Origin of the sequence: Ilumatobacter coccineus YM16-304, assembly GCF_000348785.1 — a bacterium.
Classification (GTDB): domain Bacteria; phylum Actinomycetota; class Acidimicrobiia; order Acidimicrobiales; family Ilumatobacteraceae; genus Ilumatobacter_A; species Ilumatobacter_A coccineus.
In genome coordinates this window covers 3,873,752-3,896,261 of the sequence record NC_020520.1, presented here as the reverse complement: position 1 = coordinate 3,896,261, position 22,510 = coordinate 3,873,752, and the positions used below count along the sequence as shown (strand labels likewise).

Annotated in this window: 19 protein-coding genes; 12 read left to right on the top strand and 7 right to left on the bottom strand. The window is 66.9% G+C overall.

Going from position 1 to position 22,510, the window contains the following annotated elements:
* Positions 1 to 5: 5 nt before the first annotated feature.
* From YM304_RS17365 to YM304_RS17350, 4 genes are all read left to right on the top strand, one after another.
* Complete coding sequence (locus YM304_RS17365) at positions 6 to 500, top strand: RNA polymerase sigma factor (protein ID WP_162142105.1); 495 nt, start codon at positions 6 to 8, stop codon at positions 498 to 500.
* Positions 497 to 811 carry a hypothetical protein gene (locus tag YM304_RS17360; RefSeq protein ID WP_015443025.1) on the top strand — a complete coding sequence of 105 codons (315 nt, stop codon included), beginning with the start codon at positions 497 to 499 and terminating at the stop codon, positions 809 to 811. Before YM304_RS17365 ends, YM304_RS17360 begins: the two co-directional genes overlap by 4 nt.
* Positions 812 to 876: 65 nt before the next feature.
* Positions 877 to 1,599, top strand: coding sequence for a mechanosensitive ion channel family protein (locus YM304_RS17355; protein ID WP_041298403.1), 723 nt, complete (start codon positions 877 to 879; stop codon positions 1,597 to 1,599).
* 164 nt (positions 1,600 to 1,763) lie between these two features.
* Positions 1,764 to 2,255 (top strand): hypothetical protein, encoded by a 492-nt coding sequence (locus YM304_RS17350; protein WP_015443023.1) that lies wholly within the window; start codon positions 1,764 to 1,766, stop codon positions 2,253 to 2,255.
* A gap of 116 nt (positions 2,256 to 2,371) precedes the next feature.
* On the opposite strand, the gene YM304_RS17345 is transcribed toward YM304_RS17350, so the two are convergent.
* A complete protein-coding gene (locus YM304_RS17345; RefSeq protein WP_015443022.1) occupies positions 2,372 to 2,569 on the bottom strand; it encodes a cold shock domain-containing protein in 198 nt (65 codons plus the stop codon).
* A gap of 236 nt (positions 2,570 to 2,805) precedes the next feature.
* Between YM304_RS17345 and YM304_RS17340 the strand changes: the two genes are divergently transcribed.
* Entirely contained in the window at positions 2,806 to 4,416 is a 1,611-nt protein-coding gene (locus tag YM304_RS17340) for a glutamate synthase-related protein (protein WP_015443020.1), read from the top strand.
* A 59-nt stretch (positions 4,417 to 4,475) separates the two neighbouring features.
* Here the strand turns inward: YM304_RS17340 and YM304_RS17335 are convergent, their stop codons facing one another.
* A complete protein-coding gene (locus YM304_RS17335; RefSeq protein ID WP_015443019.1) occupies positions 4,476 to 5,159 on the bottom strand; it encodes a YceH family protein in 684 nt (227 codons plus the stop codon).
* A 112-nt stretch (positions 5,160 to 5,271) separates the two neighbouring features.
* Here YM304_RS17335 and YM304_RS17330 point away from each other — a divergent pair, with 112 nt between their 5' ends.
* The 4 genes from YM304_RS17330 to YM304_RS17315 all read left to right on the top strand — a co-directional run bounded on the left by YM304_RS17330 (position 5,272) and on the right by YM304_RS17315 (position 11,539).
* Positions 5,272 to 6,345 (top strand): phosphotransferase, encoded by a 1,074-nt coding sequence (locus YM304_RS17330; RefSeq protein WP_015443018.1) that lies wholly within the window; start codon positions 5,272 to 5,274, stop codon positions 6,343 to 6,345.
* Positions 6,346 to 6,531: 186 nt separating this feature from the next.
* Entirely contained in the window at positions 6,532 to 7,887 is a 1,356-nt protein-coding gene (locus tag YM304_RS17325; RefSeq protein WP_015443017.1) for a carotenoid oxygenase family protein, read from the top strand.
* A gap of 131 nt (positions 7,888 to 8,018) precedes the next feature.
* Positions 8,019 to 9,473: an ABC transporter substrate-binding protein gene (locus YM304_RS17320; RefSeq protein ID WP_015443016.1), complete on the top strand. Its 1,455-nt coding sequence runs from the start codon at positions 8,019 to 8,021 to the stop codon at positions 9,471 to 9,473.
* Between the two features lie 50 nt (positions 9,474 to 9,523).
* Positions 9,524 to 11,539 (top strand): ABC transporter permease, encoded by a 2,016-nt coding sequence (locus YM304_RS17315; RefSeq protein ID WP_015443015.1) that lies wholly within the window; start codon positions 9,524 to 9,526, stop codon positions 11,537 to 11,539.
* Between the two features lie 13 nt (positions 11,540 to 11,552).
* Here the strand turns inward: YM304_RS17315 and YM304_RS17310 are convergent, their stop codons facing one another.
* Entirely contained in the window at positions 11,553 to 13,100 is a 1,548-nt protein-coding gene (locus YM304_RS17310; RefSeq protein WP_154723521.1) for a hypothetical protein, read from the bottom strand.
* 283 nt (positions 13,101 to 13,383) lie between these two features.
* Here YM304_RS17310 and YM304_RS22970 point away from each other — a divergent pair, with 283 nt between their 5' ends.
* Positions 13,384 to 16,755, top strand: coding sequence for an ExeM/NucH family extracellular endonuclease (locus YM304_RS22970; protein ID WP_015443013.1), 3,372 nt, complete (start codon positions 13,384 to 13,386; stop codon positions 16,753 to 16,755).
* A 22-nt stretch (positions 16,756 to 16,777) separates the two neighbouring features.
* On the opposite strand, the gene YM304_RS17300 is transcribed toward YM304_RS22970, so the two are convergent.
* Positions 16,778 to 17,083: a putative quinol monooxygenase gene (locus YM304_RS17300; protein ID WP_015443012.1), complete on the bottom strand. Its 306-nt coding sequence runs from the start codon at positions 17,081 to 17,083 to the stop codon at positions 16,778 to 16,780.
* A gap of 108 nt (positions 17,084 to 17,191) precedes the next feature.
* Between YM304_RS17300 and YM304_RS17295 the strand changes: the two genes are divergently transcribed.
* A complete protein-coding gene (locus YM304_RS17295) occupies positions 17,192 to 18,589 on the top strand; it encodes an MFS transporter (RefSeq protein WP_083908444.1) in 1,398 nt (465 codons plus the stop codon).
* Between the two features lie 33 nt (positions 18,590 to 18,622).
* Here the strand turns inward: YM304_RS17295 and YM304_RS17290 are convergent, their stop codons facing one another.
* Complete coding sequence (locus YM304_RS17290) at positions 18,623 to 19,621, bottom strand: aldo/keto reductase (RefSeq protein ID WP_015443010.1); 999 nt, start codon at positions 19,619 to 19,621, stop codon at positions 18,623 to 18,625.
* 108 nt (positions 19,622 to 19,729) lie between these two features.
* On the opposite strand from YM304_RS17290, the gene YM304_RS17285 reads away from it, so the two are divergent.
* Complete coding sequence (locus YM304_RS17285) at positions 19,730 to 20,698, top strand: isopenicillin N synthase family dioxygenase (RefSeq protein WP_015443009.1); 969 nt, start codon at positions 19,730 to 19,732, stop codon at positions 20,696 to 20,698.
* Here YM304_RS17285 and YM304_RS17280 read toward each other — a convergent pair.
* Together YM304_RS17280 and YM304_RS17275 are read right to left on the bottom strand one after the other, a co-directional pair.
* Positions 20,688 to 21,875 (bottom strand): hypothetical protein, encoded by a 1,188-nt coding sequence (locus YM304_RS17280; RefSeq protein WP_015443008.1) that lies wholly within the window; start codon positions 21,873 to 21,875, stop codon positions 20,688 to 20,690. The two genes, YM304_RS17285 and YM304_RS17280, sit on opposite strands and share 11 nt — an antisense overlap.
* The gene (locus tag YM304_RS17275; protein ID WP_162142104.1) at positions 21,872 to 22,480 is read right to left on the bottom strand and encodes an RNA polymerase sigma factor; all 609 of its coding nucleotides are present in this window, start codon (positions 22,478 to 22,480) and stop codon (positions 21,872 to 21,874) included. Before YM304_RS17275 ends, YM304_RS17280 begins: the two co-directional genes overlap by 4 nt.
* Between the last annotated feature and the right edge of the window lie 30 nt (positions 22,481 to 22,510).

Genomic DNA, 22,510 nt, shown 5'->3' with positions numbered 1-22,510 from the left:
CTGACATGGCGGCGAACGACACGCAGATCAGTTGGCTCGTCGAGAACTACGGCGGCCTGCTGTATCGCGTCGCGTTCGCTGTCGTGGGTAACCGGCAACTCGCGGAGGACGTCGTGCAGGAGGTGCTCGTCAAAGCGTGGACCTCGATGCCGTCGTGGGACGGTGACGAGCCGATCAGATGGGCGCGCGTCGTCACCAGGAACACGGCGATCAGCACCGTTCGGTCGGTTGCAGGCCGACCCTTCGAGCCCCTCGACCCAGACGACGGCTCGCTCGTGTCGGGCGCAGCCGACGCCGATTTCGAGCGCTCGGAGGAAGTCGCCGAGATGTGGGCCGCGCTCGGTCGACTCGACGACGACTCGCGCCTCCTGCTCGTCTTGCACGAGGTCGACGGCCTCTCGTACGAGCAGATCGTCGAGGCAACCGACCTGACGATGTCGGCGGTCAAGTCCAAGCTGTACCGAGCCCGGCTCACTCTCCGGAAAGCGATGAACCAATGAAGTTCTTCCGTCGTAGACCCTCCGACGACGACCTGTTGTCATGGCTCGAAACAGGCGAGCCTCGGCGCGTCGACAAACTGCTCGACGATCCTGACACCACCGATCGCCTCGAACGCCTCACGGCGCTACCCGCCGACGACCTCGCGGCCTTGCATGACGTGGTCGAGCCCGCTGACGGGTTCGCCGAACGTGCCGAATCTGCGGTGCAGACCCGGGTCGGTGACCTGCAGCGTGTCGGCACCCTCTTCGGGCTGCTCGGCCTCGGCGCCGAGACGGCGAAGACGCTCACGTCGGACGATGAACTCTCATGAGCATCACCAGTGATCTTCAGCGCCTTCCCGCCGCGACGGCGCGGGTGGGTGCGAGACTCTCGACCATGAACGACACGTGGTGGTGGGCCGCCGGGTTGATCGCCGCCGGCCTGGTGCTCGGCGTGATCGCGAGCGTCGCGGCGCGCAAGTACCTTGGTGCAGCAGGCCGGCGCCCGGCGCTCCGCGAGGCGGCCGGTCCGGCCGCAACGCTGCTGTTCTGGCTGTTCGTCGCGGCGGGCTTGATCGCCGCCGTGGCGTCGTCGAGCCCGACCACGATCGAAGACATCCCGTCAGATCTCCTGGGCTGGCTGCCACGACTCGGCGTGGCCGGGATCATCCTGATCGCCGGATTCGTGATCGCCACGATCGCCTCGACGGGCGTCGCCCGAGCAGCCAGTCGCGCGACAGGTCGCCGGCAGCCTGCGGTCGAGACGACGGTGCGTTTGGGTGTGATTGCCGGCGCCGTCGTGCTCGCGCTGACGCAGTTGGGGGTCGACACGACGATCCTCGACGTCCTCGTCGCGGCCACCGCGTTCGGTGTGGCGCTCGCCCTCGCCGGGATCGCCGTCGTCGGTGGCCGTGACACGGCTCGATCCGTTGCGGCCGGGAAGCAGTTGTCCGAACACCTCGAGGTCGGTGCACGCGTCACGATCGGGAACCACACCGGCACCCTGCAACGGCTCACCGCCACGCACGCGGTGGTCATCACCGGTTCGGGTGACACTGCCGTCGTGGCGTTCGCGTCGATCGGCGATGTCATCCTCCACCCGACGCCCGACGACGCCTGACCACGTCTGACCGTGCGGCTCGGCGCGATGGTCGCACGCGCCCGCCTTTCCCCCGGCCCAGATCCAACGGAACCACGGGGGTCGCAATAACCGGAGCGAGGGTCGATCGGGCTGGGCTACGTTCGTTTCGAGTCGGGGAGCGGCCCCGGCACTGGGAGGTAGCCATGAAGTTCACGACGATCCGACGAGTCGCAGCGGTGTTCTTGACCGCAGGTTTGTCGCTGGCGATGACCGGTTCACCGGCGTCCGCCGACCGGCCGACACGCGTCGACTTCACCGTCAGCGAGATGCTTCCGATCGGTACGCCCGGCGACTTGAGCGCCAGCGACGTTCCCGGGTGCGAGTCGGGCACGGTGACCACGCCGGATGTCGACACCTACGAGCGAGGCCGCCGCACCACGTTCACCGGCACGAAGCTCGTCGACTGCGGCGACGGCGACTCCTTCACGATGTGGTTCGCCGCGACCGGGGTCGAGTGCCGCGAGACCATCAGAGGGTTCTGGGTGCTCGTCGGTGGAACCGGCTCGTTCGACGGAGCGTGGGGAGCCGGGCGCCTGACCGGCGACTACGTCTCGGCGACGGGCGGTCAAGGCGACTTCTGCGACAACGCCGGCGTCGACGATCGCTACACCGGCCGCATCCGCCTCGCCGGCTGAGCATCTGCAAGGCATCAGACGCCTGCCATGCGGCGGTCGGTTGATGGCAAACCGGGCTGAAAACGCACAACGCCGCCGATCCGTTCGGATCGGCGGCGAAGCTCAGACTGTTGAGGTCAGATGCCGCGGACGTTCTGGGCTTCGTCGCCCTTGCGTCCCTGGCCGATGTCGAATTCGACCTTCTGGCCTTCGTCGAGCGACTTGTAGCCGTCACCCGAAATGTTCGAGTGATGGACGAAAACGTCATCCCCGTCGTCACGTGAGATGAAGCCGAAGCCCTTCTCGTTGTTGAAAAACTTTACGGTGCCTTGCATTGGTTCACTTTCGCTTCGAACACGCCGACGTGACGCGTTCGCGGTCACGATACGCCATAGAACCCGCGCAACGGCCGGAAAAGAATAATCGACCCGCGAATGCAACTCCCAGAAATCCGCCGAAAAACACCAGATCGGAGCGCAGAGGCTCCTGCGAGCACCGTCGGGCAGGGCTGATCAGGCAGCGGTAACGTCCGCCGCGGGCGAGCCGCGCCCCGCTGTCGAGAGGCCAACACATGCAACCCGTACCGATCGCCCGATGGAGTGAGCTGCCCAACCGGGAGCCGCAGGGGGCACTGATCGGCAACGTCGATCTCGTCATCATCCGCTACGAAGACAACCACTCCGTCCTCTACGGACGCTGTCTGCATCGCGGCGCCATGATGGCCGACGGCCACCTCTCCGGCGACGATCTCATCTGCGGTCTGCACGGCTGGGACTACGGCATCCACACCGGCATCAGCGCGTACAACAACGACGAAGCGCTCGAGAAGTTCGCGAGCTGGATCGACGACGACCGACTCATGGTCGACGCCGACGAGATCGCCGACTGGGAGCGGACGCACCCGCAGCCCTACGACCGAGATGCCTACCAGGGCGCCTACCAAGACGTCCACGGCGCTCCGGAGGAGCCGCACGTCGGCCTCATCAACACACTCGCTCGCGATGGCCTGTCGAAGCTCGGTCACCACGGCACCGTCACCTCGATGGGCGTGCCACGTGACCGACTTCCCGCCTGGGACGACATCCAGTTCGTCACCGCGCAGATCGCTCGGCGGCCGCTCCTCGACGACGTCGACGTCGCCACGCAGACCGTCATCGGCCCCAACGCAAAGCGGCCACTCGTGCTCGAACGACCGCTCTTCGTCTCCGACATGAGCTTCGGCGCGCTGTCGGAAGAAGCGAAGGTCGCGCTCGCCATGGGCGCCGATCAGGCCGGCACCGGCATCTGCAGCGGCGAAGGCGGCATGCTGCCCGAAGAGCAAGCGGCCAACAGTCGCTACTTCTACGAACTCGCGTCGGGCCGGTTCGGCTGGGAACTCGAGAAGGTCGAGCGCGTCCAAGCGTTCCACTTCAAGTTCGGTCAGGGCGCCAAGACCGGTACCGGAGGACACCTGCCCGGTTCGAAGGTGCAGGGCAAGATCGCCGAGGTCCGCGGCCTCGACGCGGGTGAGGACGCCGTCAGCCCGGCGACGTTCCCCGACCTCATCACACCTGTCGACTATCGCGAACTCGTCGCACAGGTGCGCGACGCGTCGGGCGGGATACCGATCGGCGCCAAGCTCAGCGCGCAACACATCGAAGCCGACATCGACGCCGTGCTCGACATCGGCGTCGACTACGTGATCCTCGACGGTCGCGGCGGCGGGACCGGAGCCGCACCCGTGATCTTCCGCGACAACATCAGCGTCCCGACCATCCCGGCGCTCGCCCGCGCCCGTCGTCACCTCGACGCGATCGGGCGGAGCGACGTCACGCTCGTGATCACGGGCGGGCTTCGCACGCCCTGGGACTTCGCGAAGGCGCTGGCGCTCGGCGCCGATGCGGTGGCCGTGTCGAACGCCGCGATGCAGGCCATCGGATGCCTGGGCATGCGGGCCTGCAACTCGAACAACTGTCCCGTCGGCATCGCCACGCAGAAGCCCGAGCTCCGCGCTCGGCTTCCGGTGCAGGACGCAGCGAACCGGCTCGAACGATTCTTCCGAGCGTCGACCGAACTCATGGAGGTGCTGGCGCGAGCGTGCGGCCACGACGCGCTCGACCAGTTCGACGTCGACGACCTCACCACCTTCGACCGTGAGATGTACCACCTCACCGGGATCGCCTACGGCGGCGTCAACCCCTGAGCTGCGCCCTCGGGTCGACGGCGCGCCCAGCCGTCATCGTGACGGTCGGTGTCGTCGTGTCAGTCGACGTCGTCGGGCTGGTCGGTGTCGTCGGTGATCCCGAGGGCAGCTTCGAGCGTGGCCAGTCTGGCCTCGAGCAACTCGACGCGCTGAGCGAGTGTCGGGCCACGATCGTCCATGGCGCCGCTCACCCCCGCAGCTGCCGGCGCCGAACTCGGTGACGTTCCCGCAGCGACGTCGGGCACGAACTCGCCGAGCAGGTGCGCCCACCGGTCTTGGCTCTGGCCCGATGCGCGGCCGATGTTCGCCACGAGCGGATCGCGTCGTTCGGCGAGTCGAGCCAACACCGCCTCGATGCTGTCGGCCGACTCGAAGCCGGTGCCCTCGACGGTCGCGTAACGCTCGGTCCGGGTCTTGAGTTCGCCCACCGACTGCGGGCCACGCAACATCGTCACGGCCAGCACCGCGACTTCGTCGGCGTCGAGTTCGAGCGCGTCGGGGAGGATGTGGCGGTGCTTGTCGGACCGGCCGCTGGCGTTCGTGCGGGCGAGCCCCTCCTGGCGGATCTCCAACATCGCGTCGACCACGGTTCGCTCGTCGAACTCCACGAGCGGATCACGGTTCGACTTCTGATTGCACGCGTTGACGAGCGCGTTGGTCGACAGCGGGTAGTGGTCGGGCGTGGTGGCGCCCTTCTCGATGAGGCATCCGAGCACGCGGATGGCTTCGGCGGTCAGCTCCATCGCCCCACGGTAATCGCAGTGCGTTGTGCGCTGACCGCCGCCATATATCGCGAGATTCTCGGAAGTGCGCTCCACGTTCAGTGGTCAGGCGTCACAGATGTATGGTCCGGCGATGGCCACGAACATGCCCGTTCCGCAGTCGCTCGACGACGTCACCGCTCACTGGATGAGCGAGGCACTCGGCGGGTCCATCGACTCCATCGACGTCCGGCCCATCGCCGCCGGCGAGGGCTTCATGGGGCAACTCGCTCGCGTCGGCATCACGTCAGCCGACGAGAAGGTGCCGGCATCGGTCATCGTCAAGCTGCCCACCGCCGACCCGGGCGGCCAGGTCATCGGCCAGATGATGGGCGTCTGGGAACGCGAGCACTGCTTCTACCGCGACGTCGCTTCGCAGATGACCATCCGCGTGCCCACCGCCTACGTCAACATCGCCGAACCGCCCTGCCTCGTCCTCGAAGACCTGGCGCCCGCCACGGTCGGCGATCACGTCGCCGGCGCCACGCTCGATCAAGCGCAACGTGCCGTCGACGCGCTCGCACGTCATCACGCCGCATGGTTCCAACACCCGTCGCTGACGACGTACGAGTGGATGCCCGGCCTCGACGACCCGTCGGTGCTCACGTTGAAAGACACCTTCGACATGGGATGGCCGCTGTTCCTCGAACGGTTCTCGGGCGAGTTGCCCGAGCGTTGCCTGCGCTGGTGTGAGCGCTTCGTCGAAGACATCCCGACGTGGATCGCCGGACACTTCGACGACCTCGTCACGATGACACACGGCGACTTCCGGCTCGACAACCTCTTCTTCTACGACGACGGATCGGTCGCCGTGATCGACTGGCAGATGAGCATGCGCGCTCCCGGCCAGGGCGACTTCGTCTACTTCTGCGCGAACAACCTCACCACCGAGATGCGCCGCGAACACGAGCACGATCTGCTCGAGCGCTACGTCGCCGGACTCCACGCCGGCGGCGTGCCCGCGGATGCGGTCACGGTCGACATGGTCAGGCAGGGCTACCTCGAAGGTCTCGTGTTCTACGCCGTGTCGTTCGGAGCGAGCCTCCTCACCATCGACCCGGCCAACGAGCGAGGCGCCGCGCTGTTCGAAGCGCTCGTTCGGCGCACCTTCGCCGCGGTCGACGACCTCGACGCCGGCCTCGCGCTCGGCTTCCCCGTCGACGGTTGACCGGTCGTGGCCGAGTCGACCTCATCGCTCCTGACGCGATGTCGACACTCGGTCGCTCCGGGTCGCTGGCCGTCGACCCCGATGGCTACCGTCACGAGTGAGCCATCCGTCACACCTTGCGGCGGCTAACCCCCACACGAGTCGAAGGTCACGAAGTACACGAAGTCACCACAACCGAGGAGCATCATGTCGACGATCGAGGAAGAGATTCCGCAACACCTGCGAGGCAACTGGGCCCCGATCCAGGACGAGCGCACGATCACGCGCCTCGCCGTCACCGGCACGATCCCGTCCGACCTCGACGGCCGCTACCTCCGCAACGGTGCCAATCCGCTCACCGGCATCAGTGATCATCCCTTCGTCGGCGACGGGATGATCCACGGCATCCGTCTGCGCGACGGTGAAGCCCAGTGGTACCGCAACCGCTACGTGCAGACGCCGTTCATCGCCGAACCCGACCGAGAGGTCATCGACATGGCGGCCAGCCTCACCGACATGACGTCGTCGAAGGCCAACACCAACGTCGTCGGACACGCCGGACAGATCCTGGCGCTCGAAGAAGGCCACTTCCCGTACGTGCTCGACGGCAATCTCGAAACCGTCGGAGCAACCGACTACGCCGGCAAGCTCACCGGGCCGTTCACGGCACACCCCAAGATCTGCCCGACCACCGGCGAGATGCTGGCGTTCGGCTACTCCATGATGGAGCCGTACCTCACCTACCTGCGGGTGTCGGCCTCGGGCGAACTCGTGCAATCGGAGAACATCACCGTCGGCGGCCCCACGATGATGCACGACTTCAACGTCACCGCCAACAACATCGTCTTCATGGACCTGCCCGCCGTGTTCGATCTCGAACTGGCGATGAAGGGCGAGCTTCCGATCCGGTGGAGCGACGACTACCCGGCCCGGCTCGGTGTCATGCCTCGTACCGGCACCGACGCCGACGTCGTCTGGTACGACATCGACCCCTGCTACGTGTTCCACCCGATGAACGCGTACGAGGAGAACGGCAAGATCATCATCGACGTCGCCCGCCTCTCGCACATCTGGCGTGACGGTCCGATGGACTTCCCGGCGCCCGCATTGCACCGCTGGACCATCGACGCCGCCACCGGTCGCGTCGGCGACGACCAGATCGACGACCTGCCCGCCGAGTTTCCACGTGTGCCCGACTCCGTGGTCGGGCTGAAGCACCGCTACGGCTACATGATGGCCAACGCGGCCGCATCGGCGTTCGAAGAACCCATGTCGGCCAACGGCGCCATCCTCAAGTACGACCTCCAGACCGGAGAGCGCACCAGCGTCGAGGTCGGCAAGGGTCGCCTGCCCGGCGAAGCGTCGTTCGTGCCCAAGGCCGACCCGAAGAGCGAAGACGACGGCTACCTGATGACGTACGTCTACGACGCCGGCAACGACGCGAGCGAGTTCGCGATCTACGACGCCGGCTCGATGAGCAACGACCCCGTTGCCACCGTCGAGCTGCCACGAGTTCCGTTCGGCTTCCACGGGAACTGGGTTCCCGCCACCATCGCCGACTGAAGCCGTGTGTTGGCCCGATGGGGGTCGGGCCAACACGCGATTCCGCGATCGCATTCCCGCGATCACGGCCAACCACGAAGACACGAAACAACTTCGGCGCCACTTCCGGCTCCGACCAAACAGGGGGAACCATGTACCGATCACATCAACCGTCGTCCCGACGTCGGGGAGCGCGCCAACTCGGCGCGCTGCTCGTCTCGTTCGGACTCTTTGCCGCAGCATGCGGTAGCGACGACGACGAGTCGTCGACGACCGATCCAGCGCCTGTCGAATCCGACGCACCCGCCGAAGAACCCGCAGAGGAGCCCGCCGATGAACCAGCCGAGGAGCCTGCTGAGGAACCCGCAGAGGAACCTGCCGAAGAACCTGCTGAGGAGCCTGCGGACGAACCTGCCGACGAGCCCGCAGAGGAGCCTGCTGAGGAAGGAGAGGTCGCTGCATCGGCGTCCTTCCCGAACCTCGATCCGCCCACCGGCGAACCGATGAAGGTCGCCCTCGTCAACTCCGAGGGCACACCGGGACTCGACTTCCCCGACATCCGCATCAACGTCACGTCGACGATCGACTACCTCAACCAGCACGGTGGCTTCGGCAACCGGCCGATCGAACTCATCGACTGCACGGTCAACGGTTCGCCCGAAACCTCGCAGGCCTGCGCCCAGGAAGTCACCGGCGAAGGCGTCGAACTCGTGCTGCTCGGCCTCGACCTCTTCCCCGACTACGCGACCTACACGGCCGCCGACACGCCGGTCATCGGCATGCTGCCGATCCTGCCCGGCGACTACGCCGCCAACGCACTCTTCCTCACCGGCGGCAACGCCACGACGAGCGGAGCGATGGCAGCCGCAGCCAAGGAGCACTACGGGGCGACCACGGTCGGCATCGTCAGCGCCGACAACGCCGGAGCGAACGCCAGCGAGGCGGCGCTGACCGCGGCACTCGATGTCGCCGGCATCAGCCACACCACGGTCAAGGGCGGCGACAACGAAACCGACGCCGGCTACCAGGGCCTCATGCGCCAGGCGGCGTCCGACGATCCCGATCTGCTCATCTCGCTCTACGCCGATGCCGGGTGCATCGGCACCATTCGTGGCCGCGCCGCGCTCGGTATCGACATCCCCGTGATCACCACCAGCATCTGTGCCGACGCCGAGATCATCGAAGAAGTCGGTGACGACGCGCTCGGTTGGGTGTTCGTCGGCATCGAAACCGATCAGATGACCCCGGAGCGCGACATCCTGCAGGAGATGCTGGCCCCCGGCCTCGGCGTCGACCCGTCGGAAGTCGACCCCAACGCACTCGGTCTCGGTGGACTGGGCGCTGTCTTGGTGATGTCGCTGGCGACCTACTCGATCGGCCTCGTCGACGAAGGTGGCGAGGTCACCGGTGCATCGCTGTACGAGTACATGAAGACGACGCCGGGCCTCGCCCAGTGGCCCGACAGCCCGCCCGTCGAGTGCGGAGCATCGCCCGACTACCCGGCGATCTGCGCCTTCACGTTCCCGTTCGCCGAATACCAGGAAGGCGGCGGCGTTCTCACCGTCCCAGGTCTCGAAGCAGTCTCGAGCCTCGACTACCTCCCGTGATCCATCGGACAACGGCAGGGAACTGAACGAGAAGACATCGAGGAACGGATATGACCGACTACGCGTACTACTTACTGCTGGGCACGGGGGCGGGTGCGATCATCGCTGCACTCGGCCTCGGCCTGGTGGTCACCTTCCAAGGATCCGGAGTCGTGAACTTCGCTCACGGCGCCATGGCGATGTGGGTGGTGTACGTCTACGCAGACCTACGCGAGGGGTCATATCCGTTCCCGATTCCCGGCCTGCCCGGCAGATACCACTTCAACGACGACGTGGGGTTCTGGTGGGCGATGTTCCTGGCGATGAGCACGGCGGGTTTGCTCGGGCTGCTCGTCTATCTGCTCATCTTCAAACCCTTGGCGAAAGCCCCGTCGTTGGCCAAGGTCGTGGCCAGCGTCGGGCTCGTTGTGGTGCTCACCGCGCTCGTCGACCGTCGCTTCGCCGACAAGACCAGCATCCGCGTCGGCAAGATCCTGCCGCGTGAGTCGGTCACGATCACCGACGACCTGACCATCCCGCGCGACGGGTTGTGGCTGGCGCTCGTCGTGATCGTGGTCGGCCTGGCGCTGTGGGCCTACACCCGGTTCAGCAAGATCGGGCTGGTCACTCGTGCTGCCGCTGAGAACGAGAAGGGCGCCGTGCTGCTCGGCTATTCGCCGAACTTCCTGGCTGGTGCCAGCTTCGTGCTCGCCAGCCTCACCAGTGGGTTCGTCGCAATTCTCGCCGCACCGATGATCCAACTCGGGTCGAACGTCTTCACCTTCGGCTACCTCATCCCCGCGCTCGGTGCCGCGCTGATCGGCAAGTTCCGCAACGTCGGACCGACCGTCGCCACAGGCTTCGCCATCGGCATGATCCAGTCGACCTTCACCAAACTGCAGATCGATCTCAGTTGGTTCCCCGAGTACGGCGCTCGTGAAGGGCTGCCGTTCATCGTCATCATCGTGGCGATGTTCGTGCTCGGCGATCAGATGCCCGACCGCGGTGCGGTCGACAACTGGAAGCTGCCGGCCGTCCCGCAATCGCGGGTCACGCTCGGCACGGTCGGCGTGCCGGTGGTGCTCGCCGTCGTCGGCCTGATCGCCCTCGGCCCCCTGTGGCGTGGCGCGATCATGACCACCGTCATCGCCACGGTGCTCGCGCTGTCGTTCGTGGTGCTCACCGGATTCGGCGGGCAGACATCGCTCGCCCAACTCGCCTTCGCCGGTGTCGCCGGCTTCACCCTGTCGAAGCTGGCGGTCGGGTGGGGAGTGCCGTTCCCGATCGCGCCGCTCCTCGCCGCGTCGGTCGCGGCCATCGCGGGAGCGATCGTCGGTATTCCGGCGCTACGACTCCGAGGCACCAACCTGGCGATCGTCACGCTGGCCGGCGGCGTCGCGATCGCCGAGTTCATCTTCAAGAACCCGCGCTTCGTGGGCGATGCCAGCACCGGCGGCGCCCAGATCCCCAACCCCAAACTCGGTGGCTGGGACTTCGCGCTCGTCTACGGCACCAACTCGTCCCGGCCGGTCTTCGGCATCTTCCTCGTGGTCGTCGCGCTCATCTTCGCCCTCCTCGTCGCGAACCTTCGGCGCAGTGGCACCGGCCGACGGATGCTCGCCGTCCGATCGAACGAACGCGCCGCGAGCGCAGTCGGCATCAAGGTCACCACCGTCAAGGTGCAGCTCTTCATGATGTCGGCGTTCATCGCCGGTATCGCCGGCAGCCTCATCGCCTACCGATTCGGCGCCGTCTCCGACACGTCGTTCGGTGTGGTCGCGTCGCTGACCGCGCTCGCCGTCGCCTATCTCGGCGGCATCACGAGCGTGAGCGGAGCCGTCACCTCCGGCATCGTCGCGGCGTCCGGCGTGGCCTTCTTCGCGACCGGCCGGATCATGGATTCGTTCGGCACCTGGGAGGCGTACATCGGCGGACTCATGCTCATCATCACGGCGATCCTCAACCCCGAGGGCATCTCGGGAGCCGTCCGAGCCTCGGTCGCCGAAGCCAACCAGAAGAAGGCGCAGAAGCTCGCCGACAAAGAGGCAGCCGCCGCGACGACGCCGCAAGCGACCGTCGCGGCATAGCGCCCGGGGCCGCTCAGCCGTCGAGGTCGATGCCCTCGAAGTCGGGGATGCCGTCGTCGGCCATCTCGATGGGTTCGGTGTGTTGCGCTTCGTCGTGCTCCAGCGACACCGTGCCGAACTGCGAGTCGAACGGGTCGTCGTACGGCCCACTGCCGATCGGGTCGACGTGATCGGGGCCGTAGTCGATCGGATCGGGCGGGGGCTGCTGGCCGCCGCCACCCGACGGTTCGGGATCGGGGCCTGCAGGTTGCTTCAGGTCGTCGCTCGATGTGCTGGGGGCGTCGCCTCCGCCGTCGCCGTAGCCCTCATCCGCGGGGTCGACGTTGCCCGGGTCTCGAGGGTCTCGTCGGCCCGGTGCGTTCTTCAGTGAGTCGAAGATGCTGACGCCACCTCGGTTGCCGTCACCCCAGCCCGGATGACCCACGTCGGTGCTGCCGCCGTCGTCCTGGTCCTGCTCCTTGTCGGCCTGTTCCTGCTCGGCTTCCTCCCGCTTGCGCGCCTCCTCCTTCTCCTGCCGGTCGATCTCCTCGCGAGCGCCCTGCTCCTGCTCGCCGCGCGTCGAGGTCTCCTTGCCCGAGCCTCCCATCTCCCGGTCGATCTGCTTCGCCTGTTCACGAGCCGGGCCCTTGAAGAGATTGCCCACGATGTCGACCACCTTGTCGGTCAAGGTGATCTCGCCGTCGCCGTCGAAGTCGGCGATCTCGTCGTCGTCGCCGCCTCCGGCGAGACTCGACGGTGGCCCCATCGGTTCGTCGTCGGACCCGGCGTCGTCGCCACCGACGCCGGTACCGGGAGGTCCACTCGGAGCACCACCTGCGGCGCCGGACGGTGTTCCCGATGAGGGCGCGTCGTCGTACGCGGTCTGTTGCAGCCGCTCGAGCTTCTCGTCGGTGAGGAGTCGGGTGTCGGTGAACTCGCGGAAGGCGTCCGCCGCGGCGTCACCGGTGAGGATCTCGCCACCCACATTCGCCTCGAACGAACCATCGCCGTAGTCGGTGAACGTGTTGCCGGTGCTGTTGTCCATGTACACGTTCCAGTCGCCCATCGTCTCGTAGGAGACGCCGATGTCGGTGAGGCTGTCTTGGCCCCATCGGTCGTCGGCACCCGCCGTGGTGCCGTCCCACGGGTTGGTCGTGTCGACCGAGTCGTACGGATCGACCAGATCGGGGACGCCATCGGTCGGGGTGAAGTCGTGAGCCTCGGGCCGGTCGCTGCCGTCGTGGATCGGGGCCTCGGCCGGTCCGGTTCGATCGAACTGGTCCGCCGGATCGTCGGAAGGTTCATCGTCGAACCCGTCTGGCAGTTCGGCCTCGGGAACGTCGGGCGGCGGCGGTTCGTCGGTCGGGCCGTCGACGGCGACGTCGCTCGCCACCTGGTCATCTCCGGCTCGCTCGTCGGCTTGTTCATCAGCCGCGGTCTGCTCGTCATCGGGGTCGGGTTGCGGTGGCTCCGCTGAGGCGGTGTCGGCCGCCGGTTCGTCGGGACCGGCGTCATCGGGAGAGCCGGCGTCATCGTCGGGGATGTCGTCCTCGACGTTCGTGGGCGTGCGGGTGTCGGTCACGGCGGGCCTCTCGATGCTGTCGGTGAGCTCGGCCCTCGGTGACCGTGCTGCGTCGACGCCCACTGTGCGGATCGGCACTCAAGACTCACTCAACGCGTCGAGCGGACCGCTGAGCGGCACGACAACCGCCCGCTTGCTGGTCGCGCCGGCGAGATGTCTGCCGATGTTCAAGGTCACGACACCCGGAGTTCATCGAGACGTGACTCTGTCGCCGTCGGAACGGTCTACGGTTGGCGGCACACGCCCGGGCGGGGCGTCGCATCGCAACTCTGGAGGATTCTCTGTGAATGGTCAACCCCGAACTCGCCGTTCGAAGATCGGCATCGCCTGGGCGCTCGCCGCGACCGGTCTCGTGACCGTCGCCGCCGGCTCGAGCGCGGCAACCGCCGCCCCGGCCGGCGATCTCTTCATCTCCGAGTACATCGAAGGGTCGTCGAACAACAAGGCGATCGAGATCTACAACGGCACGGATGTCGATGTCGACCTTGCCGCCGGCGGCTACGAGATCAACATGTACTTCAACGGCAGCGTGTCGAGCAGCTCCAACGTGCCGCTCACGGGCACCGTGGCGGCAGGCGACGTCTACGTCGTCGCCGACAACGACGCGGGCCCGGCGATCCTTGCCGAGGCAGACCAGACCTCCACCAACAACTTCTTCAACGGTGATGACGCCGTCGTGCTCTCGAAGGCCGGCGCACTCGTCGACGTCATCGGGCAGATCGGTTTCGACCCGGGTTCGCAATGGGGCACCGGTGACGCCAGTACGCAGAACAACACGATCCGGCGTGCCGCTTCGATCTGCGCCGGCGACACCGACGGCTCCGACGAGTTCATTCCAGCCACCGAGTGGGTCGGGTATGCGCAAGACACGTTCGACGGGCTCGGGGCGCACACGTCCGACTGCGGCGATCCGGTCGAGCCGACCATCCTCATCAACGAGTTCGACTCCGATCAGACGAGCACCGACTCCGCCGAGTTCATCGAACTGACCGACGGCGGCGTCGGCGGTACCGACCTCAGCGGCCTCACTGTCGTGCTCTACAACGGCAGCAACAACCTGTCATACGACGCGATCGATCTCGACGGCGTCACCACCAACGCCGACGGTTACGCGGTCATCTGTGCCAACGCGGCCACGGTGGCCAACTGCGACGTCGATGTGAGCCCCGACACGAACTGGCTGCAGAACGGTGCCGACGCCATCGCGCTCTACGAGGCCGACGCCACCGACTTCCCCAACGGCACCGCAGTGACCCTCGACGGCTTGGTCGACGCGGTCGTCTACGACACGAACGACTCCGACGACCCCGAACTCCTGGTGCTCCTCGAAGCCGGTCAGGCCCAGATCAACGAGAATGAAGGCGGATCCGCCACCACCGTCTCGGGCCAGCGATGCCCCGATTCGAGCGGTCTTGCCCTCCAGACCGACACCTACGAACTCTGGGCGCCCACGCCGGGCGTCGAGAACGCGTGTGAGATCGTCGTTCCGCCGCTCGACTGCGCCGTCGACGTGCCGATCACGCTGATCTCCACCATCCAAGGCGCCGGATCCGTGTCGCCGATGGTCGGTGACACGGTCGTCGTCGAAGCGGTCGTCACCGCGATCCTCACCGACCTCAACCGTGTGATCATCCAGGAAGAGGTCGCCGACGACGACGGCAACCTGCTCACATCCGAAGGCATCGCCGTGTTCGGCGGCACCCTCCCGGACGGCCTCACCGTCGGCACCACCGTGCGCGTCGAAGGCACCGTGTCGGAGTACGAGACGAGCAGCAACGGAGTGGACTCGTCGCTCACCGAGATCGCGCCGAGCGCGATCGTCGCCTGTGACGACCCGGCCATCGCGATCGATCCGACCGTCGTGACGCTGCCGCTGCCGAATGCCGACGCACTCGAAGCGGTCGAGAGCATGCTCGTCACCCTTCCCCAAGACCTCGTCATCTCCGAGTACTTCAACTACGACCGCTTCGGTGAAGTGGTCGTGTCGTCGGAGCGGTTGCTCACGCCGACCGCCGAGTTCGAGCCCGGCCCCGACGCCACAGCGGCGACCGCCGCCAACGAACTCGACCGTCTCACCATCGACGATGGTCGCGGCAACCAGAACCCCGACCCGGCGATCCACCCGGGCAACGGCGGAGTGTTCGACCTGAACAACCTGTTCCGTGGCGGTGACACGATCACCGGAGCGACGGGCATCATCGAAGACACCTTCGGTCTGTTCCGTCTGCAGCCCACCACGTACGGCACGTTCACCGAGCAGAACCCGCGGACCGCCGCACCCGACGACGTCGGAGGCGACATCACCGTTGCCTCGTTCAACGTGCTCAACTACTTCACGACGCTCGACGACGGGACCAACGACATCTGTGGTCCGGCGCAGAACCTCGAGTGCCGCGGCGCCGACGAAGCCGAAGAGCTCGTTCGTCAGCGTGACAAGATCGTCGCCGCCATCACGGCGATCGACGCCGACGTCGTCGGACTGATCGAGATCGAGAACAACGTGAACGACGATGCGGTGATCGACCTCGTCGACAGCCTCAACGCCGTCAACGGCGCCGGTACGTACGACGCCATCGACACCGGCACCATCGGTGACGACGCCATCAAGGTGGCGTTCATCTACCAGCCGGCGGCGGTCACCCCGGTCGGCGACTACGCCCTCCTCGACGGCTCCGTCGACCCGCGCTTCATCGACTCGAAGAACCGGCCGGTGCTCGCACAGACCTTCAGCGACGCCGACGGCGGCATGGTCACGGTTGCGGTGAACCACCTGAAGTCGAAGGGCTCGTCGTGTGTCGACGTCGGTGACCCCGACGCCACCGACGGCTCCGGCAACTGCAACGGTGTGCGCACCGAGGCGGCCGAGGCGCTCGTCGACTGGCTCGCCACCGACCCGACCGGCAGCGGCGACCCCGACGTCCTGGTGATCGGTGACCTCAACTCCTACGACAAGGAGACGCCGATCGACGCGATCATCGCCGGCGCCGACGACACCGCCGGCACCGCCGACGACTACGCCGACCTGCTCGCTCAGTTCCAAGGTGAAGACGCCTACACGTACGTGTTCGACGGCCAGTTCGGCTACCTCGACCACGCGCTGGCCAACACCTCGCTGCTCGGACAGGTGACCGGCACGACGGCGTGGCACATCAACGCCGACGAGCCCGACCTGATCGACTACGACATCTCGTTCAAGAAGGACGCTCAGGACGCCATCTACGCGCCCGATCCGTACCGCTCCTCCGACCACGATCCGGTCATCGTCGGGCTCGATCTCGACGCACCCGTCGTGGTCGGCGAACTCGACATCGACAGCGCACTGATCGTGCTCGGTCGTCGAGGTGGCGGCAAGGCCGTGATTCGCGGCAGCGTGCCCGAGTCGTTCAGCTCGTGCCCGTCGTTCGCTCTGTCGATCGACGGTCAGCAGGTGACCGACCGGACGATGTTCCGTCTCGGCAGCCGCTGCGTGGCGATCGGCTGGTCGGGAATCATCTTCTTCGACCTGAACTCGTCGGAGTTCACAGCCATCGTGACGCTGCCGAGCTCGTTCTCACTCGACGACGACACGGTCGACTTCGGTCTGCTGCTCGACGACGTCGAGTTCGCGACGCAGGTCGACGGTCGCAGCGCCGGCCGGACCTGGTTCGGTCGCTAGGCCACCACCACGGGCTCGGTCGTCAGAGATCGAGGCCCTTGGCGACGACGGGCACGAGGCGATGGATCTCAGGCGGGGCAGCGAGCAGCTGCCCCGATGAGGCCATCGCCTTGGCCATCGCTTCGCCCTTGCCGTGCGCTGCCACGGCGGCGTCGTCGGTGTACAACTCGAAGAACCAGTACACGTTGTCGGCGTCGCGGTGGGCCGAGTAGATCTCGAGGCCCGCTTCTTCGTTGCTGGCCTCGATCAGCGCAGCGAGTTCGGCTTCGAACTCCTCGGCCTTCCCATCGGCGCAGACGAGTCGTGCAATCAGTGATGACTTGGCCATCGCCTGAACATAACCGGACGCTTTGTCTCAGAGACGAGTCGTCCGGTCGTCGGCGACTCGAACCGCTCCGATGTGAGCTCGTCTCGTACGCGGTGACAGTCTGGCTCGATGACGGTGCAGGCCAGAGCGGAATCGGTGGAGTCGATCTCCTCCGATGCGTGGAAGGCGCTGGCCATCGGAGCCGCCGGATTCGTCCTCGTCGGTTTCAACAGCACGGCGACCAACATCGCCTTCGCCGACATCGCCGACACGTTCTCGAGCGTCCCGGAATCGACCGTGCAGTTCGTGTCGTCGGGCTACTTCATCGGAACCGCAGCGTTCCTGCCGCTCGCCGGGCGAATCGCTGATCGTCGCGGACGTGCGCGCATCTTCAACCTCGGTGTCGCGCTCTTCGCCGTGTCGGCGATGCTCTCGGCGTTCGCTCCCAACGTCTGGGTGCTGATCGGCGCTCGCGCCTTCCAGTCGGTCGGCGGTGCGCTGATCATCCCGTCGTCGTTGTCGATGGTGCTCCCGATGTTCCCCGCCGGTCGGCGCTCGACCGCCGTCGCCGCATGGGCAGCGGCCGGACCGCTGTCGGCCGCCGTGGCACCGTCGCTGTCGGCGGCCGTGCTGCAGGTGAGCAGTTGGCGTTGGCTCTACTTCCTGAGCGGGCCGATCGGACTCACCGTGTTGGCGATCGGCCGTCGCCGACTGCGCGAGGTGACCGAACCCGACGGCCGAGGCCGGCTCGACACGTTCGGCGCTGCGCTCGGCACCGCCGGCATCGGACTCGTGGTGTTCGCGGTCGGCAAGGGTTCCGACTGGGGCTGGGGGAGCGGCGCCATCGTCGGCTGCTTCGTCGCGGCCGTCGTGTTCATCGCCGCCTTCGTCGTCCAGTCGATCCGTCACCCGCAACCGATGATCGACTTCTCGCTGTTCCGACACCAGCAGGTGTGGATCGCGAACGTCGCCAACACCTTCATCTCGGTCACCAGCCTGTCGGTCTGGCTGGTGTGGCCGCTGTTCCTCGGTCGGGTGTGGGACTACTCCGATCTGCAGATCGGACTGGCGCTCACGGCCGGGCCGGTGGCTGCCGGACTCATGACGTTGGTCGGCGGACGAGTCGCCGAGCGCATCGGCCCGCGTCTGCCGATCCAGTTCGGCAGCGTCGTCATGGTCGTCGCCATCGGCTGGTGCTGGCTCTTCCTCGACGACGACGGCAGCTACCTCACCACGTTCCTGCCCGGCGTCATCTGCTTCGGTCTGGGCTGGGGTTTCTCGTCTCCGACGATGAACAGCGCCGCGCTCGAAGCGGTGCCCGAGCAGGCGTGGGGCACGATGAACGCCGCGTTCAACATGTTGCGCAACGTGGCGGGCGCCATCGGGATCGCCGCAGCCGTGGCGTTCATCGGCGAGAGCGACCGGGTCGACGTGCTCGCCGCGTTCGATCGGGCCTGGGCCTTCCTCTTCGCCACGACGGCCGTCGGCGCGACGATCACCCTCTTCTTCTCACCCCGCCGAACCTGACCGGACGCTTTGTCTCTGAGACAAAGCGTCCGGTCAGCGGGCGGCGTCGACGGCTCGGTAGTGGCGGGTCAACTCGCTCAGCCGCTCGACCAGGTCGGCGTCGAGCGGGTTCGCCTCGGCGGCGACCGCATCGGCGAGCTGCGCACTCGAACTCGCACCCACGATCGGCACGGTCACGTCGGGATTCGCCAGGACCCAGCCGAGCGCCATCTGCGCCATCGAGATGCCTGCGTCGGCAGCCAGTGGTCGTATCGCGTCGACGACCTCGAACTTGTCGTCGGCCCAGTACCGCTCCTGGTAGCGCTTCGACGCACTGCCGAGCGTGAAGCGCGTGCCCTCGGTCGGCCCGGTCGACGGTTGATGCTTGCCGCTGAGCAAACCGCCCGCGATCGGGTTGTAGACCATGACCGCCACGTCGTCGTGCCGACACAGCGGCAACAGCTCACGCTCGATGTCGCGGAACAGCAGGTTGTAGCGCGGCTGCACCGACTCGTATCTGGAGATGCCCAGCGCCTCGCTTCGACCGATCGCCTTCGCCAACTGCCACGCCGCGAAGTTGGAGCAACCGATGTAGCGGACCTTGCCGGCGCGCACCATGTCGTCGAGTGCTCGGAGCGTCTCGTCGATCGGGGTGTCGGAGTCGAAGAAGTGGATCTGGAACAGGTCGAGATAGTCGGTCTGCAACCGACGCAGCGACGCGTCGAGCGCCCCGACCACGTGCTTGCGACTCGCGCCCCGGTTCCACGGGTTGGGTCCCATCGGCGCCCAGAACTTGCTCGCCAGGATCACGTTCTCACGGTTGCCGCGCTCGGCCATCCAGCGTCCGATGATCTCTTCGGTCAAGCCGGCGAGTTCGCCGTCTTGCCCGTTCGGATACATGTCGGCCGTGTCGACGAACGTGATGCCGGCGTCGAACGCCGTGTCGAGGATGTCGAACGAGGTCGCCTCGTCGCACTGGGTCCCGAACGTCATCGTGCCGAGGCACAGCTTCGAGACTCGCATGCCGGTGCGGCCGAACTTCACGTGGTGCATTCGGCCGACCTTAGGTGTCGGCCGCTCGTCGTCGTCGACGCAGCCGCAGCGGCTGCACCGTGCCGCTCGCAGTGGCACGCACCGGTGTACGATTCGCGAGACTGGTGAATGGCCATCGACGAACTGGTTCCGACGATCGACATCTCCGATCCGAGCGATGACGAATTCGCGGCGCTCGATCGAGCGTGTCGTGACCACGGGTTCTTCCTCCTCACCGGCCACGGCCTCGACGCGCTGATCGAGGAGACCTGGGTGCAAGCCCGCGAGTTCTTCACCGCCGACCGTTCACTGCGCGTGGCCGTCGAACGCGATGACCAGAACCCCCTCGGCTGGTTCGATCGGGAGCTCACGAAGCGCAAGCGAGACAGCAAGCAGGTCTTCGACTTCACCGACCCGAACACGCCGGCCGTCGATGCGTACAACCGCTGGCCCGACGGCTTCGACCGGTTCCGGCCCACCCTCGCCGCCTTCTACGACGCGTTCAGCGACCTCGCCGAACGCACCGTCGCCCTCGTCCACCGCGCCCTCGACCTGCCCGACGACGTGATCCGCGATCACGTCGGCGACCGGACGACCAGCTCGGTTCGCCTCAACCACTACCCGGTCGGCGACCCTGTGCCCGAGAACGAGCGCGACGGACTGCGGGAACTCGGCGACATGGCCCTCGGGTACCACACCGATCCAGGCGTGTTGACCCTGCTCCTGCAAGACGCGACCGGTGGTCTCCAAGCGCAGGCGGCCAACGGTGACTGGGTCGACGTCGAGCCGCGGCCCGGCACGATCGTGGTCAACCTCGCCGACGCGATGCAGGTGTGGACCAACGATCAGTATCGAGCGGCCGTCCACCGGGTGGTGCCGATGACGAGCACCGACCGGATGAGCATCCCGTACTTCTTCAACCCGCCACGATCAGCGGTGATCGAGCCGATCGGACGACTGGCCGGCGACGCTCCCCGCTACCGCTCGTTCGTGTGGCGGGACTACATGCGGGCCCGGACCGAAGACAACTACGAAGACCTCGGTGCCGACGACACGCAGATCGCCGACTACGCCATCGGCGCGACCGCTACGGGTTGAGCGTCGTGCCGAAGGTCGGCTGCGGCGTACACGTGCTCTCGAGCGGTGGTGCCGGCGGCTCGACCTGATCGAAACGGGTCTCCCAATCGGTGATCTCGACCGCTTCGAGCGAGAGGATGAACTCCTCGAGTTCGCTGAAGCCGAGCTGGTCGCTGCGCACGTTGAACACGGTGTTGCCGTCACGCCAGAACACGCTCGTGAGATTCGGTGACAGGGGAGCGCTGTCGATGAACGCGGTGTCGCCGAGGAACGTGGTGGCCTGGAACTGTCGCCCACCGAACGCCAACTGAGCGAGGGATCCGCCGGGCGCCTGAGCCAGCAGCACCGGAGCGGTGGTGTCGCCGCGTGGCACCTGGAACTGCGCCGTGAACGTGTTGACGCTCGTACCGATGTCGATGATCGACCAACCGGTCGGCAACGTCGTGTCGATCGTGGCGAGCCCGTCGATCGACGTCGCTTCGAGCAGTCCGGTGATCTCTGGTCGGAAGAGCGGCTGACCCGGTGCGTCGTTGAGCAGCACGAACCCGCACGGAACCTGGAGCTGGTACGAGGGCGGGTCACCCTCGACGAAGTCGCTCGCCGTGCCGACACCGAGCGCGCCGATGATCTGCACGTCGAGCCCGTCGGTGTTGCCGACGTCGCCGTCGACTTCGGCGAGCCACACGTTCGTTCCGTCGGGCGCCTCGAAGATCACGGCGCTGCTGCCCGGAGCGGGGGCGCCGATGTTGACCGTGTCGACCGCCAACGCGTTGACCGGGAGCACGATCGGGAAGTCGTCGGTCACGCCGGTGCGCTCGATCGGCGCCACCGTCGTGGTCGAGGCCACCGTGGTGGTGACCTCCGTGGTGGCCGGTGTCGTGGTGCTCGATCGAGTCTCGGTGTCGTCGCTGCCCCGGTTGACGAACGCCCACCCGGCGGCACCGAGCGCGGCGAAGAGCAGGAGCCCGGCGCCCGCCTTCGCCATCGATCCGCTGGAGCGTCCGCGTGGCGCTGCGAGGGCGCGAGTACCACGCGGTGCCGTCGACACGACCGCACCGCTCGCCGACCGCGCCGAGATGTTGCGTGACACGTCGCCGTGTCCGACGCCGAACAGTTGCTCGCGGATCATGCGTCGCTCGACCAGGGGCATCGGATCGACGTCGGGTCGGACCGATTCGATGATGTCGATCGCGCTCACGATGCTCCGTCCTTCGAGTCGGACCCAACGGTGGCATCACTGGCGCCGAGTGTCGACTGCTTCGACGCGGTCACGGCTTTCTTGAGGTCGCGTCGGATGCGTCCGAGGCTGGAACGGACGGTGCCGACGGCGAGGTCGAGTGCCTCGGCCACGGCGGCGTGCTGGCAGCCCTCCCACAGCGACAACAGCAGGATGTCACGATCGTCGGGTGCGAGCTCGGTGACGGCGCGCATGGTCAAAGCGATCTCGTCGTCGGGGAGATCGTCGACGTCGACCTCGGCCGTGTCGATCCGCTCCCCATCGGGTCCGCGAACCGTGATCAGCGGGTCGCGAGCGATGCCCCCGGTCCGATCGACCGGGCGCAGCCGCAGCAGGTGCTGGCGTTCGGCGTCGGCATGGCCGCGCAGGATCACCGTGGCCGTGCCCAGCAGGAACAGGCGCTCCGTGCCACTCTCGGGGTCGAAACGATCCCAGGTTCTCACGGCCTGCTCGAACACCTCCGAGGTCACCTTCGCGCCGAGCGCCTTGCCGACGCGGCGGGTGACCATTGCATGGACAGCATCGACGTGGTCGTCGTACAACCTGGCAGCGGCTGGTCCGGTCAAGGGCACGCCATACTCTGCCAAATCCGCGCG